Raw genomic sequence first — 15,957 nt, 5'->3', positions numbered from 1 at the left:
AGCGCAGAATCCGCGAAATACCAATGGCCACGCAGTCTCACATGCATCGCTACCCTTATCCCCCAGGAGCACCCCACAACTATCGCCGCAGCTCACCGCTATGACACAGAGACATTCTCAAATAGTTGTCTAGTGCATCACATTTTGTTGCACCTCTTGCACGCCGCATACTTTTGGGCTATTTAGACCGCCGATCATTCTCCGGTGGGCCGTAGTAACCACGCACCCCACGGGCACCCCCAACACCATTCAACGGAACTCTCCCGGACGGAGGAACCAGGCCGCCAGGCACCACCCCAGGCACCACCCGAGGAACCAGGCCGCCAGGCACCACCCCAGGCACCACCGGTCCCCACGGCGCCATCGGCACAGGGGGAAGCGGCAGCACCGCCGCACTGCGTGCGACCAGCCATCGTAGGAGCCGCTCAGCGGGTCCCCGCGTGTGACCCATACCGTCGGATACCACGCAGCCAACACCAATGACGGCCCACACGGCCAACGCAATGAGCGCTGAGACCACCACACCCACCGATCGCACACCCGCCAAACCCAGGCACGCAAAGACAGCGACGAAGAGCAACGTCTGAGCAAGGTAGGCGGTCATGGAACGGCGGCCAATGGCACTCAAAAAAGAACGAACGACGCCCAGCTCCTCAGCTGGCGAGCTGCCCGACATCATCGACAAACCACAGTCCACGCGCGGACCACCGCCCAAAAGCGCCAGAAGGGCCAGCCACCCACAGGCTCCAGCAACACCGCAGGCATGAAAGAGCGGGAACGTCCAGCCAGCACCACCCACATGAGCCCAATCGAGCTCACCAAGCGCGTACGGCACAGCTCCCAACGCGCCAACAGCCAAGCCACCACACGCGAAGATCCCAAGCGCGCATCCATGGCGATGAGGATCCTGTAAGGCTCCCCACCGTTGAAGGGCAACACCGATCATGACACACGGGATGACAAGAGCAGTAAAGGCAGCGAACGGCGTCGCAAACAGCCACACACCGAACGACATCGCAGGATAAGTCGCACCCACAGACATCGGACTGTGATACTCGAGCGACATGGGCCGGCCCCCCGCCCCGTACCCGATCGAAGCCATGGATAACAAACTCAACGCCGCAAACGATACTGCGACCACCACGCGCGGCCACACGCGCGTCATGACGATGACCTCCGCGAAAACCACCGCGACGAGGCCATACGTTCCAATAATGTCACCCTGAAAAACGAGAGAATGCACTCCACCAATAGCCAGCATCCACCAGCCGCGTCTCCGAATTAAACGCGACGCCGCACATCGAGCGCGACGCTCCACGGCCTCGCCAAAAAACTGCCACTGCGCGGGATTCCAGCCGGCGCTCAACTCGGCGGGCAGCGCGCCCAAGGCGACGCGCCGCTCGCGTTCGATCGTGCGCTTAGCCATGATCGCCATACCGAAGCCGAAGAGTATCGAAAAGAGCGGATAGGCACGGCGGTCGACGAACATGGAACGCAGCAGGAACCACCACTGATCAACATCCGTCATGGCAGCAAGCGCCGCCCGCCCCGCCTCGGGATGGTCAGGGAAGAAACGCACCCAGAACGGCACGTTCGCCAATGCAATAAGAGCCAGCATGAAACCGCGCGCAACGTCGGGGGCGGGGTAGCGTACCTGGCGCTGGCCAGTGAAGGACAGGGAAGACAAACAGACTCCTTTCACGGTGCAAACCCGGAGCGTCAGGGGGCGAAAAAGGGGCGAGGCCGGAGCAGTTTCCGGGACACGCCCCCTCCACGAGTCACTCGCTCAGCGGTAGACAGACATCATCGCCTGCTGGGTGAGTTCACGCCGCTTCCGGTTCACCCGTACCAGGAGAACAATTCCGACGATCATCACAATCAGACCAATCACACCAACGACGGTCGCCCACACGAAAGGCACGATAAAGGCCATACCCGCCTCATCAGGCGACATACCGAGTCCCACGACCTGCGCACCGGACGACAGACCATCACACGAGAGGTGATAGTTTCCAGGCGAAATACCCGTAATCGAGAAAATACTGCTATCGCCCTGATAGGCATTCATCACATAACCAGCACCGTTCGCGTCGGTGAGGGAGCACGAATTGGCCAGACCATCTGTGATCAAGACCGTAAAGTTACCTCCCTCCGAGACGGACACAGTATCGCCGTTACGCAGTCCGCCGTCACTGCCGGCGAGCTGGTCAAAGGTTGAACCGAGACCCGCGATCAGCGTGACCACCAAGGTGATCGGTGCGATGACAAGCATTGCAACAATGCCAATAACCAACGTGGTAATACCGGGGGCACGGCTGGGCATAGGGGGAAGTTCCACAATGGGTGACCCGTAGCCTGCGCCAGGGGAACCGGCGTAGCCCTGGTCGGCTGCGCCCGGGTAGCCCTGGTCGGCTGCGCCCGGGTAGTCCTGGGGAACATCGACATTTTCGCCGTACTGGGGCCACGGCGTGTTCGCTCCACCCGACGATCCATAGGAGGACGGATTCGACATGTCAGTGCCTTCCTCGTGAGAATTTGTTTCAAGCATAACAACGCAACGAGCGCCCCGAATAACGTGTTGCGACGAACGAAGCGCCGACCTCCACACGTCAAAGCAACGGTCGAGGCCGGAGAAACGTTCCGGGTACGTCCTCGTCACCGGGTTCGAACTCGCCGCGAACGCGGCACGCGCCTATCGTAATTGCCTGCTACTGCCACGCACCGGTGTGTCCATGGTCGAGGGAGCAGCCTCACGCATATGCAGTAGGGACGCACTCCGAGTAGCGCACATTCGTAAGCTAGGACAACTGAACACCACTTAGGCGCTGCGCACGCAGCTGGGCCACGCCGGGAACCTCAAGGGGTTCCAGCGCTACGCCTGTCGCCCGCTCGAGCAGCAGGTCCGCCAGCTCGGGGTTGCGTGCCAGCGCCGGGCCGTGCATGTAGGTAGCAATGATAGACCCCTGAACGGCTCCGTCGTAAGCGACCTCAGCGGGTTCGCATCCCTGCGGCGTCCCATTACCCACGCCCGCGACGACACGCCCGAGGGGAGCCGCGTCGGGACCAAGAACGGTTCCACCGCCGTGGTTCTCGAAGCCGCTCAGCGGCTGGGTGAGTCCATCAACAAGCGGTAGGGTCACAAGTTCACCAATGGCGCGATGGCCTTGCGGCTGGGTCGTAATGTCCAGAACTCCCATGCCAGGCACGCGAACGCCGCGCGCATCCTCGTACCAGTGGCCGAGGACCTGCAGCGACGCGCAAATCGCCAGAAGCGGACGCCCGGCATCGAGAGCACGAGCCAGGCCCGAAGTACCCCGGAATTTGTCGGCTGCAAGCGCCTGGGCAGTATCTTCGCCGCCACCCAGCGTGTAGATGTCGAGGCTATCAGGGATTTCTTCGGTCAAGCTGACGTGGACGACTTCAGCGTCAATGCCCCTCCTGCGGGCACGTTCGGCCAAGATCAGGGCGTTGCCCGTGTCCCCGTAGGTGCCCAACACCTCGGGCATGAGGACACCAATGTGCAGCGTGGATGCGCTCACCGCTTGCCTTCCTTTCGGTCGAGCAGGACCTTAAAGTCGCGCATTGCCGTGTAGTTGAGGAGGACTTCGACGCGCCCCGGCTCACAGCGCGCCAGAGCATCCATCGGTAGGTCCACGAGGTCGCAGTGAATGCCCGCGTACTCGAGGCGGACGGCCAAGTCGGCCCCGCGCTCGCCACAGGCGATGACGCGGCGACCGGGCCGGTTGACACCGGAGAAGTCAACGTCCCACAGCCAGGACAGGTCCTGCCCATCGGGCACCTGCCCGTTGACGCCAATGACGACCTGGGCGACCCTCGGATCAATCATGGTCATCGCTTCCTGCCAGCCCGCGGGATTTTTCGCGAGCATCAAACGGGCGCTCCGACCATTCACGTCGTGAACCGAATAGCGGCCCGCGACCTCGGTAACACGACTGACGGCCTGCGCGGCCACCGCGGGGTCGATACCCATTGCGACCGCAGCAGCGACTGCCTGCGCCGCGTTGCCGAGATTCGCTCGACCGGGAAGCAACAGGTTGAGGGGGACGTTCACTCCGCCCGGTCCGTGCAAAGTTGCTCGCGGGCCGTCGGGGGCCAGGTCAACGTCGGTAAGCCACCAGTGGGGCTGGGGCCGACTCTTCAATGCGGGAAGCTCTTCATCGGCGAAGGCAGGGATCAGGTGCCAGTCCTCACCGTTGCGCACGACGCGCCCTCCGCGCGGGTAGGCCGCCGAGTCACCACCCCACCCCGCGCCGGCGGCGACCCACACGACGCGGGGGTTATCCGCGGCTGCGGAGACGATGAGCGGGTCATCGCAGTTAGCGACGACGACGGCGTCCGGATGGGCCGACGAACCCTCACGAAGGCGCTTTTCCACCGAGCCGATCTCACCGACGCGATCAAGCTGGTCGCGCGAGAGATTCAGGTAGACGAAAACGTCGGGCTTTACATCAGCGGCGACCGTCGGCACATGCATTTCGTCGACCTCGAGGGCAGCGCGAGAGGCATCCTTTCCCCGCATGAGCGCAGTGATGACGCCTGATGTCATGTTGTCGCCGTTGATATTGGAGGCAACAGGACCAGCACTCTCCAAAGCGGCACGCACCATGCGCGTCGTCGTGGACTTGCCGTTCGTGCCGGTGACGATAACGGATGAGAAGGGAGCTGCCAGCTCAGCGAGGAAGCGCGGGGAGATGCGCAGCGCGACCTCCCCGCCGATCATGCCGCCGGAGCCTCGTCCGAGGGCGCGGGAGGCAAAGCGGGCGGCGCCACCAGCCGCGTTGGCCACACGGGAGCGCACCGAGAGGTGATGCGATGATGTCGTCATGCATCAAGGTTAGCGCGTGCGCGGACGTGTCTGCGCCTTCGGAAGGTGCCCACTCCTTGCCCTGAGATGATGCGCACGTGAGAGTGGGCGACGCGATGATCGCCCCGACACGCCGAATGCGGGATGACCTGCACTAATAGTGCTGCATTGCATATTGGCGTTACCCACGCCATGTCACTGTGATGACATCGATATGTCTCAACGGTCAATACTGACGCCGGCGCCGCAGACGCCCGAGAGCGCTTCCCTTCAAATTCTGCGTTTTTTCAAGGAAAAATGCACTTACTAGCCAAAGCCGCAGGTCAGCGGCCATTTCGTGAAAAATGTCGTCAACGAGACGCACACTATTTTCAGGTGGGGTGCACATTCGTTCAACACCCCAATCGAGCACATTATCGACTATCGAAACCAGCCGTGACCTGGTAAAACTGTCGTAGCAGGCGAGAGCCTGTCGCCTGTTCCAGGCTTCGATCAAGGATCCAGTGTGCCCCCGGATCCCTGATCGAATTACGCTGCGGGACTCATCCGGTGGATGGGTCCCGCAGCTCCTTGTTACCTCACTGTCGAGACGCCGTCACAGCTTCCACTGCGACTGCGACTGCGACTGCGAGCATATCCGTAGGGTTCCCCCGCGTCCATCTCACGCCACCTCCATCTCGGTGCGCCAATCTCCGTGCGCCAGCATCCGTGCCCACTCAATCCGCGCGTGGGTCCGATGACATGCACGTGGGTTCGACACCTCGCACGTGGGCCCTCTAATCCGCGCGTGGGCGGCGCCGCCCCGAGGCGCGACCTCACCACCATCAAATGGGGGGAATTGCGCTGCACGAGGACCCGTGCGTGACTTGCCTGCCGATGACATCGCCACCAAACGGGGGGAATTGCACCATTAGAGGCGCGACACGCCGACGACACGCCGACGGGAGGCTCCTAATGCTGCAAAACCCCCACCACTACCCCTGGCGTCATGCTCCCTCACTGGTGCAGGACTGCCCGACGGGGCGCCGATAAACACTGGAAGGACGTCGCCGACAGGACCCTGCTGCACGCGCGGCCAGCTCCCAGGCGACGCTTGTGGCCGATGAGGTGCAGTCCTCCCGATCGGACTTGATTTTCTCAACCAGGGCGCCCCTGTCGACGAGGTGGGCACGCCACCGCCCGCACCCACTGCGGCAGCGCCGCCCCGACGCGGGCGCGTCGGGGCGGCGGTTCAGCACTCAGGACACCGGCATTGCGTCGAGCCTCTCACCGGGAGATGATCGTCCCCTCGATAACGGCGCGAGCGCTTGCGCGCCCGGCAGGCCCAGGCTGCTTCGATCGTCCGGCAGGCCCGGGCAGCTCCGGGCGGTCGAATGGCCCGACCGCGAGCATCGCCGCGCGGGCACGGATCGGGTCCCACACGGTGAGCGGTCCGCCGGAGGACGAAGCAGGACGTTCCCACGGGCGTTGGCCTCGACGCAACGGCATGACCTGCCCGTCAGAAGAGGCTGCGAACACGCGGTTGCGGCGAGCTTCGGACGCTGCGACGGACTCGCGCAGGGTATCCCGCTCGGATTCGAGAGCCTCGACGCGGCGTTCAAGTTCAAGAATGCGACGGATCCCCGCCAGGTTGATGCCCTCCTCCTGGCTCATGCGTTGGACGTCACGTAGGCGTTGGACGTCGCGTTTCGTGTAGCGCCGACCTCGGCCCTTCGTGCGGGCGGGGATGACCAGGCCCAAGCGGTCGTATTGACGCAGGGTCTGGGGATGCATCCCCGCCAGCTCGGCCGCAACCGATATGACGAAGGTGGCCGCCAGGTCCCCAGTCGTTGCCACGGCTTACTCCTCGGCGCCCTGAGCCAGGCCGGCGCGCACGTCGAGGTCGCCCTCGGTCTGCGCCAGCTCCTTCGCGAGCTTCTTCAGCTCGCGGCCCGGCTTGTCGGGTACCTGGATGGACACGCGAGCAATCAGGTCGCCCGTCACCTTCGAGGTCTTGACTCCCCCGCCGCGCACGCGGATCTCCGCGCCCGAGGAGGAACCCGCGGGCACCTTAACGGTGGCCGTGTTGCCGTCTACCATGGGCACGTCGACTACGCATCCGAGGATGGCCTCCGACACGGTGACGGGTAAGGTGAGCACCAGGTCGTTGCCTTCCCACGAGTACACGGGGTGAGGCTTGACGGTGACTGAGACCTCGAGGTCGCCGGTGGGGCCGCCATGCGTACCCGGCTTCCCATGGCCCTTGACGCGGACCTTTTGACCATCCTTAATGCCCGCCGGGATGCGGACCTTAATGGGAGAGCCGCCAACCTTAATGGTCAGGGTCGCACCGTTGAGGGCTTGAACGAAGGAAATCGCGAGCTTCGCGCGCACGTTGGCGCCCTTCTTAGGCGTCGGCGCACTGCGCGGAGCTTGACCGCCGCCACCGAAGGACGAGGCGTAGGCATCACCACCGAAGTGAGCGCTGCTGGAGCCGTTAAAGAGACCGGAGAGGATGTCCTCGAAGCCGGCTCCGCCGCCGGGCATGCCGGAAGTTTGGAAGCGCACGTTTCGTGCGCCGCCACCAAAGCCGCCGCCGCCACCGAAGGCTCCGAAGAGGTCTTCGAAGCCACCCGTCCCGCCCGATCCGGCGGCGAAGCGTGCGCCCCCGCCAGCCATCGCGCGAATCGCGTCGTAGCGCTTGCGATCCTCGTCATTGGACAGGACCGCGTAGGCTTCGCCGATTTCCTTGAACTTGGCTTCGGCCGCCTTGTCGCCCGGGTTCTGATCCGGGTGCCACTTGCGAGCCAGCTTACGGTAGGCCTTCGTGATGGCCTTCTTGTCCGCTGTCTTGTCGACTCCGAGGACCTTGTAGAAGTCCTTGGAGAACCACTCTTGTTCGCTCACGCGCGTGTCACCTCTCTTTCAGTTACGAGCGTGTTGTTGCTGTTATTCAGGGTTGTTCACCAGCACCTTCGCGGCGCGCACCACGCGGTCTCCGCGGCGGTAGCCGCTCGTGAGGACCTGCCCGACGACGGGATGGTCGACGTCGGAGCTGGTTGTCGCCATGAGGGCGTCGTGCAGGGTGGGGTCGAAGTCGTCGCCCTCGGCGCCGTAGCGCTCCAGCTCGAAGCGCGTCTTGAGCGTCTCCTCGAGCTTCGTGGCGATCGACGCGAAGGGCCCGTCCTGCAGGTCGCCGTGCGCGCGGGCGGCAGCGATGTCGTCGAGGACGCTGATGAGCGACTCGATGACCTCGTCCTGGCCGGCGGTCTTGTGGCCGGGGATGGCCTCCTTGGAGCGGCGCACGTAGTTGGCGTACTCCTGGCCCTGGTTGTACAGCTCCGCGTTGGCGCGGGCCAGCTGGTCTTCGACGGCCGCGATGCGCTCGAGGGCCTTGGCGAGGTCGGAGTCCTCGACCTGTTCCTCGAAGGCACTCATGTCGTCGGCCGAAGCCTCGGACGAGGCCTGGGCTGCGTTATCTGTGCCGGGCGCGGTGTCGTTGTTCTCGGGCACCTGGCCGGCCGGGGCCGACTCGGTGGAGTCGGCCCCGGCGACGTTGGCGTCTTCGTTGGGCGCCGAGAAACCGTTGGTTTCTTCGGTGCTCACTTGTTGTCCTCGTCAACGATCTCGGCGTCCACGACGTCGTCCTGCGCGGGCGCGGACTGGGCTGCGGCCTCGTCGGCCTGCTGCTTGGCGTAGATCTCCTGGCCAATCTTCATGCCGGACTCGGACAGGGCGGCCATCGCGGTCTTCACGGCCTCGATGTCGTCACCCTTGAGGGCTTCCTTGACGGCGTCGACATCCTTCTGGACGGCCTCGCGGGTCTCCTCGGAGATCTTGTCGGCCTCGTCCTTGAGCAGCTTCTCCGTCGAGTAGACGGCCTGCTCAGCCTGGTTGCGGGTGTCGGCCTCTTCGCGGCGCTTCTTGTCCTCGGCGGCGTGCTCCTCGGCCTCGCGCACCATGCGGTCGATGTCCTCCTTGGGCAGGGAGGAACCGCCGGTGATGGTCACCGACTGCTCCTTGCCGGTGCCGCGGTCCTTCGCGGAGACGTGGACGATGCCGTTCGCGTCGATGTCGAAGGTGACCTCGATCTGCGGCACGCCACGCGGGGCGGGGGCGATGCCGGACAGTTCGAAGGTGCCGAGCAGCTTGTTGTCGCGGGCGAACTCGCGCTCGCCCTGGTAGACCTGGATGAGCACGGAGGGCTGGCCGTCCTCGGCGGTGGAGAAGATTTCCGAGGCCTTGGTCGGGATCGCGGTGTTGCGGTCGATGAGCTTGGTCATGACGCCGCCCTTGGTCTCGATGCCGAGCGACAGGGGGGTCACGTCGATGAGCAGGACGTCCTTGCGGTCGCCCTGGATGACGCCGGCCTGCAGGGCGGCGCCCACGGCGACGACCTCATCGGGGTTGACGCCCTTGTTGGGCTCGCGGCCGCCGGTGAGCTCCTTGACGACCTCGGTGACGGCGGGCATACGGGTGGAACCACCGACGAGAACGACGTGGTCGATCTCGGAGACGGTCACGCCGGCCTCGGCCATGACGTCACGGAAGGGCTTCTTGGTGCGCTCGAGCAGGTCGGCGGTCAGTTCCTCGAACTTGGCGCGCGTGAGGGTCTCATCCAGGTGGATGGGGCCGTCGGCGGTCATGGACAGGTACTGCAGCGAGATGTTCGTGGAGGTCGCGGAGGACAGCTCCTTCTTCGCCTGCTCGGCGGCTTCCTTGAGGCGCTGGAGGGCGACCGCGTCCTTGGACAGGTCGGCGCCGGTCTTGGCCTTGACCTGGTCGATCAGCCAGTTGACGATGCGCTGATCCCAGTCGTCGCCGCCCAGGTGGTTGTCGCCGGAGGTGGCGCGCACCTGAATGGTGGAGAAGCCGTCGTCGTCCTTGCCCACTTCGAGGAGGGACACGTCGAACGTGCCGCCACCGAGGTCGAAGACCAGGATGAGTTCGTCTTCCTTGCCCTTTTCGAGGCCGTAGGCCAGGGCCGCGGCGGTGGGCTCGTTGACGATGCGCTCGACCTTCAGGCCGGCGATCTGTCCGGCGTCCTTGGTGGCCTGACGCTGCGCGTCGTTGAAGTAGGCGGGAACCGTAATGACGGCCTCGGTGACGGGCTCACCCAGGTAGGCCTCGGCGTCCCTCTTCAGCTTCTGGAGGATGCGCGCGGAGATTTCCTGCGCGGTGTACTTCTTGCCGTCGATCTCCGTGGTCCAGTCGGTGCCCATGTGGCGCTTGACGGAGGAGATGGTGCGGTCAACGTTGGTGACGGCCTGACGCTTGGCGATCTCGCCGACCAGGACCTCGCCGGTCTTGGAGAAGGCGACGACCGAGGGGGTCGTGCGGGCGCCTTCAGCGTTAGGGATGATGGTGGGTTCGCCGCCTTCGAGGACGGCGATAGCGGAGTTGGTGGTACCGAGGTCGATGCCGACTGCACGTGCCATGGTTGTTGTCCTTTCGTTCACGAGGCCGACCGCGTTTTCGGTGGGCGGCTCGCGTTGGTCTGTGTGGTGCCGGGGTTTCCGGCACATCATTGAGTCTGATGTACTCAACTTTAGGAGCGGGGTCTTTATTCCGCAACCCGTAGCTCTTTAACTTGAGTCTGATGTACTCAACTTTGAAGGCTTGGGTTTTATTCCCCATCAAAGCCCCTCGAGAGGTTGAGCCGCTCACAACTTGAGTCTTATGTACTCAATTTTCAATTCATGGTTTTATTCCATCCGCACCGAAACCAGACCAGGCCCGGCCCTAACTAACCCATCACGATCATACGAAATCACTTCGTAAGTAAAGCGAAACCTTTACGTTAGAAAATGCAAAGCCTCGTGGTGGCACACCGCACCGACACTCTGGCAGACTAGAGGCACTCTCACCGTTCGAGAGCCACGTCAATCAATGGAGACTTGATGCGCATCACAAACCGACTGGCTGGCAGCCTCCTCGCTGGCCTACTAGCACTTGGAACGGCAGGTCCCGCCTTGGCAGACACTCCCGAAGCCGGCGGCGCCCAGTCCGCCGCCCCTGCCCCCCAGGAAACCTACGACGCACGCTACGCGATCCCCGCAGCCGTACCCGCCTCCAGCGAGGCGAAGGTCGCGCAGTGGCAGGACATGAAGTACGCCATGTTCATCCACTGGGGCGTCTACTCCTCCTACGCAGGCTGGTACAAGGGCCAGAAGCAGGAAGTGGGCTACCCCGAGCAGATCAAGGCGTGGGGCCACCAGCAGACCTGGGACTCCCGCATCCCGCTGCAGGGCATCCCCCGCGAGGAGTACCTGGCCACCGCCCAGACCTTCGAGGCCCCCAACTTCGACGCGACCGCGTGGTGTCAGCAGGCCAAGAACAGCGGCATGAAGATGCTGCTCATCACCTCCAAGCACCACGACGGCTTCGCCATGTGGGACACGGCCACGACCGACTACAACTTCACGAAGCAGTCCCCCTCCCACCGCGACCCGATCCTCGAGCTGTCGCAGGCCTGCCAGAAGGTCGGCATCAAGTTCGGCCTCTACTTCTCCAACATCGACTGGGAGAAGCAGCCCGAAAACCCGTGGTCGAACGCCAACACCCTGGACGAAGAGGGCTACATGGACTACATCCATGCCCAGCTCAAGGAGCTCCTCGGCGGCAAGTATGGCGAAATCGCCGAGCTGTGGTACGACATGGGCAAGCCGAACCCCGCCCAGTCCGACCAGCTGCGTCAATGGGCCCACGAGCTCCAGCCGAACATCATGATCAACTCGCGCGTCGGTAACGACCGCGCGGACTTCGAGGTCGGCTGGGACAACGAAATGCAGTCCGAGCAAACCCAGGGGCCCTGGGAGTCGGCCGTCTCGATCTTCCACAAGACCTGGGGCTACGCCAACTGGGACGACGCAGCCCCCACCTACAAGGACACCGGCTACCCGGACTACACCGAGGAAGAATGGGACCACATCCAGCAGGTCGACAACACGACTGCACTGCGCAAGGCCCCGGGCGGAGCCAAGACGAAAACCACCGAGATCGTGGGCAACATGTTCTCGACCGTGGCCCTGGGCGGCCAGTTCCTCTTCAACGTCGGCCCGAAGTTCGACGGCTCCTACGACCCGTGGGACGCCTCGGTCCTGAAAGGCGTCGGCGACTGGAACCGCGCACACCCCGGCATCCTGGGCAACTCGCGCCCGACCCACTACCCCATCGAAACCTGGGGTAAGACCATGGTCGATGACTCCCACATCTACCTGGGCATCGAGAAGTGGCCGGCCGACGGCACGGTGACGCTGCGCGGCGCCGGCGCCAACGACATCTCTTCGGTGAAGCTCGACGGCTCCGACGCGGCTCTGACCTACAAGGTCGAAGGCAACGACCTCGTCATCACCCTGCCCACACAGCCCGACGAGATCCTCCCCGTCGTCACGGTCACCACGAACGGCACGCCCAACTACGTGCCCACCGGCCTGACCACCATCGGCGAGCAGGCGACCACGATCCCCGCCTCCAGCCTCGAAAAGTTCAAGGCCCCCACCCCCAAGACCGGCGAGACCAGCTTCACGGCATCCATCACCTCGGGCGACAAGGTCGCCTCGGGCGTGACCGTCTCCTTCGATACCGAGGGCTTCACGGACTCCTACGCGAAGTACAAGGTCACCGTCGCCGGCCAGGTCAAGGGCGGCCTGACCGTCGCTGACCTGAAGGCGGGTGTCGGCCCCTTCATGATCGGCCCGAACCAGACCGCTCGCGCCACCCTCGAGTACGACAACCCGGCGTACGTGCTGAAAGGCTTCGGCAAGGACACGACCGTCAAGGCGGTCACCGTCAAGGCCGAACACCTCTCCACCCCCACCGTCACCGTCGAGCCGTCGAACGTCGAGGCCGGCAAGACCGTCACCGTGACAGGCACGGGCTTCGCTCCTTCCACTACCGTGACGCTCACGCTGCACTCCGAGCCCGTCGAGGTCGGCGCGGCCACCGCGGACGCCAGCGGCGCGTTCACCGCCACCGTGACCGTTCCGGCCACCACCGAGGCAGGGGCACACACGCTCGTCGCCTCCACCGCCACTCCCCTCGCCGAGGCCTCGGCCGCCCTGACGGTCACCGCGCCCCCCGCGCCAGCGCCATCCGGTGTCCCGAGCGGTGAGTCGAGCGCCCAGCCCTCCACGGCCCCCTCCCCCGCCCCCGAGCAGGGCGGCAAGGGCGGCCTGGCCCGCACGGGTTCTAACGGGCTGCTCGCCGGGGCGTTCGCCCTGGTCGCAGCCGGCGCAGGCACCGCCTTCATTCGACGCTCGCGCCGAGCCAAGGCATAGCCGCCGCGTGTGCTGAACCACCGCAGACGGGGGCGGGGCGTAGCTGACGCTACGCCCCGCCCCCACTTACACTTGAAGGATGCGCTGCGACCACTATGACGCCGGTACCTGTCGGTCCTGCCCCCTCCTCCCCCAGCCCTACGCGCGCCAGCTCGCCGGCAAGGCGGAGGCCATCGCAGCCACCCTCTCCCCCGTCTCAGGAGCGGACGAGATCGCCTGGCTGGCCCCGGCCTCGTCCCCCGAAAGGGGCTTCCGCACGAGCGCCAAACTCGTCGTCGGAGGAACACGTCGCCGCCCAACCCTGGGGATCCTCGGCCCTAACCGCCGCGGCGTCGACCTGCCCGGCTGCCCCATCCAGCACCCGGCGATCAACCGCGCGACGCCCGGCCTGAAGCGTTTCATCCGCTCCCTGAACCTCACCCCCTACGACGTTCCCACCAAGCGCGGAGAGCTCAAAAACATCCTCATCACCGTGGGCGAGGGCGAGCGGCTCATGATCCGCTTCGTGCTGCGCACCCGCGAGCGCGTCTCCGACATCCGCGCCGCGCTGCCGCTGCTGCGCGACCTCGTGCCGGCCGCCCGCGTCGTCACCGCGAACATTCACCCCACGCACGAGGCCATCGTGGAGGGGCCCGACGAGATCATCCTGACGCGCGCCCGCACGCTCCCGCTGTCCGTCGAGTGGCTCGAGCTGGGGCCTCGTTCCTTCGCGCAGACGAACGCGCACGTCGCTTCCGCCCTGTACGAGCAGGCCGCGCTGTGGGCGTCGCACCCCTTCGCCGACGGGCGCCTACCGAGCAGCCTGTGGGACCTGTACTGCGGCGTCGGCGGCTTCGCCCTCGCCTGCGCGCGCGCCGGATTCCCCCGCGTCACCGGCGTCGAGGTATCCTCCGGGGCGATCTCCTCAGCGATCAGCGCCGCACGCCACGCGGGCCTGCCACGGTCGGCTGCGTCCTTCATCACGGACGACGCGACCTCGTGGGCGCGCGCCCAGCCCGCGGCGGACGTGCCCGACGTGATCGTCGTGAACCCGCCGCGCCGAGGCATCGGAGCCGACCTGGCCGCCTACCTGGACCAGTGCGGCGCGCCCCGCGTCATCTACTCCTCGTGCAACCCCGCGTCGCTCGCCACAGACCTGGCGGCCATGCCCACGCTGCGCCCCATCGAGGGGCGCCTCTTCGACATGTTCCCCCACACGACCCACACCGAGGTCGCCCTCCTCCTCGAACGCGCGTCAGCGTAGGTAGCTCCGATCGGACGGCCCGCCCCGGCCTCGTTCCACGTCGAGTGCCACCTCACGACAGGCGAGCGGATCGACTCGCGCCCGGCGCAGTTGCTCCACGCGCTTCCTGTCTGATCCATCTTTACTCCTCGACGTGGAGCACCGTCCACCCGTTCCACGAGCCATCCGAGCGCCCGGGCTCACCGCCCCGTACAGTTACAATTGGACCTAACGTTAGGAGAATTATGACCGTCGAACTCATCACCACCTCCACCCCCGAGCTCCACGAGGCCATGGCGCGCCTCCTCCCCCAGCTGTCCCGCTCCGCCAAGCCCATGAGCGAAGCCGACGTTGAGCGCTTCCTCGCCCAGCGCGGCGTCCACCTCTTCGTGTTCCGCCCCGACACCGCTGACGCGGAGGGCAACCGCCCGATCCTCGGCATGCTGTCGCTGGCCACCTTCGAGATCCCCACTGGCGTGCGCGCGTGGGTCGAGGACGTCGTCGTCGACGAGGCCGCCCGCGGCCAGGGCGCCGGCCAATCCCTCGTGGTAGCCGCCATCGAACACGCGAAGAAGGTCGGCGCGCGCACCGTCGACCTGACGTCACGCCCCTCGCGCGAGGCCGCGAACCGCCTCTACCAGCGCGCCGGCTTCAAACTACGCGAAACCAACGTGTACCGCGTGACGCTCGAGCAGAAGTAAACGCGCGACGCGTGCGCTGCTTGCGGCCCTCGTGTCATGGGCACCGCATTCGGCGCGTGCACTGCTTGGATTGCATGCGCTGCACGGGTTCCACGCGTTCTTCGTGTCGCCGCCCGCCCCGCATGATGCGTGGGCGGGCGCTTCGCGTAGGGTGAGGCCCCCTCACGTGCGCGGCCGGACTGTCCTACCCGAGGGCGGCACTGACCTGGCTGGTGACGTTCCGGATAGGTGACGGCGATCCGGATAGGATACGGCGATCCGGATAGGTTATCGCCACGTGGATAGGTTAATAAGCTATCCGGATGCTCATAACCTATCCAGATAGCAACAACCTATCCGCGTATGCGGGGCGCATCGACACCGCTGGACTATGTCGGACGGCAATGGACGAGAGAGCGCAGCATTGCACGAGCCACGAAGCGGTGCATTGCCTCTTCAACGAGTGCAGTGCCTGCCTCACCAGTGCACGACCGGCGAGCAACAAGCTCAATCACGAATTCCAACCACGCCGCCGGCGTGGACGGCGCCGGAGGGCCGGAGGCCGGAGGAATCAACCCCATCGGTAACGTTCAACCTCGTCGGGTACAAGCCACACCGCAACAAGCATTTTCGTGAATTCAGGGGCCAAGGAGCCGCTCCCAACGCCCGCAGGCATCGACAGGGCCAAGACTGACCAAAATTCGCACGTAATTTAACACGGTCACTTTTGGAGACCGTCCACAAACGTTGCAATTGCAACGACGTCAGTTCATGGTTTGAAGTAACCGCAAGGGAATTACGTGCGACATTGATGCGGAGAGACGGGTCCTGGCCGGGCTTCAAGGCACGGTCCTGGCCGCGGTGCCGGTGGGCGGCAGCAGGGCCAAGACTGACCAAAAGTCGCACATAATTTCCTGCGGTCACTTTTGGAGACCGTCCACAAACGTTGCAATTGCAACGACGTCAGTTCAT

At 64.9% G+C, this 15,957-nt stretch carries 11 protein-coding genes; 3 read left to right on the top strand and 8 right to left on the bottom strand.

The window, feature by feature from the left end; genetic code table 11:
* Positions 1–178: 178 nt before the first annotated feature.
* The 8 genes from RYL44_RS04430 to dnaK form a co-directional block, all read right to left on the bottom strand.
* Positions 179–1,687, bottom strand: a complete 1,509-nt coding sequence (locus RYL44_RS04430; protein ID WP_314975200.1) for a DUF418 domain-containing protein — start codon at positions 1,685–1,687, stop codon at positions 179–181.
* A 99-nt stretch (positions 1,688–1,786) separates the two neighbouring features.
* Positions 1,787–2,512, bottom strand: coding sequence for a hypothetical protein (locus tag RYL44_RS04425; RefSeq protein ID WP_314975199.1), 726 nt, complete (start codon positions 2,510–2,512; stop codon positions 1,787–1,789).
* 286 nt (positions 2,513–2,798) lie between these two features.
* Positions 2,799–3,539: a type 1 glutamine amidotransferase gene (locus RYL44_RS04420; protein ID WP_073982918.1), complete on the bottom strand. Its 741-nt coding sequence runs from the start codon at positions 3,537–3,539 to the stop codon at positions 2,799–2,801.
* Positions 3,536–4,846 carry a Mur ligase family protein gene (locus tag RYL44_RS04415; protein ID WP_200783464.1) on the bottom strand — a complete coding sequence of 437 codons (1,311 nt, stop codon included), beginning with the start codon at positions 4,844–4,846 and terminating at the stop codon, positions 3,536–3,538. Before RYL44_RS04415 ends, RYL44_RS04420 begins: the two co-directional genes overlap by 4 nt.
* Before the next feature lie 1,245 nt (positions 4,847–6,091).
* Entirely contained in the window at positions 6,092–6,661 is a 570-nt protein-coding gene (locus RYL44_RS04410) for a heat shock protein transcriptional repressor HspR (RefSeq protein ID WP_314975198.1), read from the bottom strand.
* Positions 6,662–6,664: 3 nt separating this feature from the next.
* Complete coding sequence (locus RYL44_RS04405; RefSeq protein WP_314975197.1) at positions 6,665–7,711, bottom strand: J domain-containing protein; 1,047 nt, start codon at positions 7,709–7,711, stop codon at positions 6,665–6,667.
* A gap of 42 nt (positions 7,712–7,753) precedes the next feature.
* Positions 7,754–8,410 (bottom strand): nucleotide exchange factor GrpE, encoded by a 657-nt coding sequence (locus RYL44_RS04400; RefSeq protein WP_314975196.1) that lies wholly within the window; start codon positions 8,408–8,410, stop codon positions 7,754–7,756.
* Entirely contained in the window at positions 8,407–10,242 is a 1,836-nt protein-coding gene (gene dnaK, locus RYL44_RS04395; RefSeq protein WP_314975195.1) for a molecular chaperone DnaK, read from the bottom strand. Before dnaK ends, RYL44_RS04400 begins: the two co-directional genes overlap by 4 nt.
* A gap of 462 nt (positions 10,243–10,704) precedes the next feature.
* Here dnaK and RYL44_RS04390 point away from each other — a divergent pair, with 462 nt between their 5' ends.
* The 3 genes from RYL44_RS04390 to RYL44_RS04380 all read left to right on the top strand — a co-directional run bounded on the left by RYL44_RS04390 (position 10,705) and on the right by RYL44_RS04380 (position 15,006).
* Entirely contained in the window at positions 10,705–13,083 is a 2,379-nt protein-coding gene (locus RYL44_RS04390) for an alpha-L-fucosidase (RefSeq protein ID WP_314975194.1), read from the top strand.
* 79 nt (positions 13,084–13,162) lie between these two features.
* Entirely contained in the window at positions 13,163–14,326 is a 1,164-nt protein-coding gene (locus tag RYL44_RS04385) for a class I SAM-dependent methyltransferase (RefSeq protein ID WP_314975193.1), read from the top strand.
* A gap of 224 nt (positions 14,327–14,550) precedes the next feature.
* Entirely contained in the window at positions 14,551–15,006 is a 456-nt protein-coding gene (locus tag RYL44_RS04380) for a GNAT family N-acetyltransferase (RefSeq protein WP_314975192.1), read from the top strand.
* Positions 15,007–15,957 lie beyond the last annotated feature (951 nt).

Source organism: Actinomyces bouchesdurhonensis, assembly GCF_963540955.1.
GTDB classification, from domain to species: Bacteria; Actinomycetota; Actinomycetes; order Actinomycetales; family Actinomycetaceae; genus Pauljensenia; species Pauljensenia bouchesdurhonensis.
Note: the sequence above shows the minus strand (reverse complement) of the source record. Positions and strands in the feature narration are given on the sequence as shown.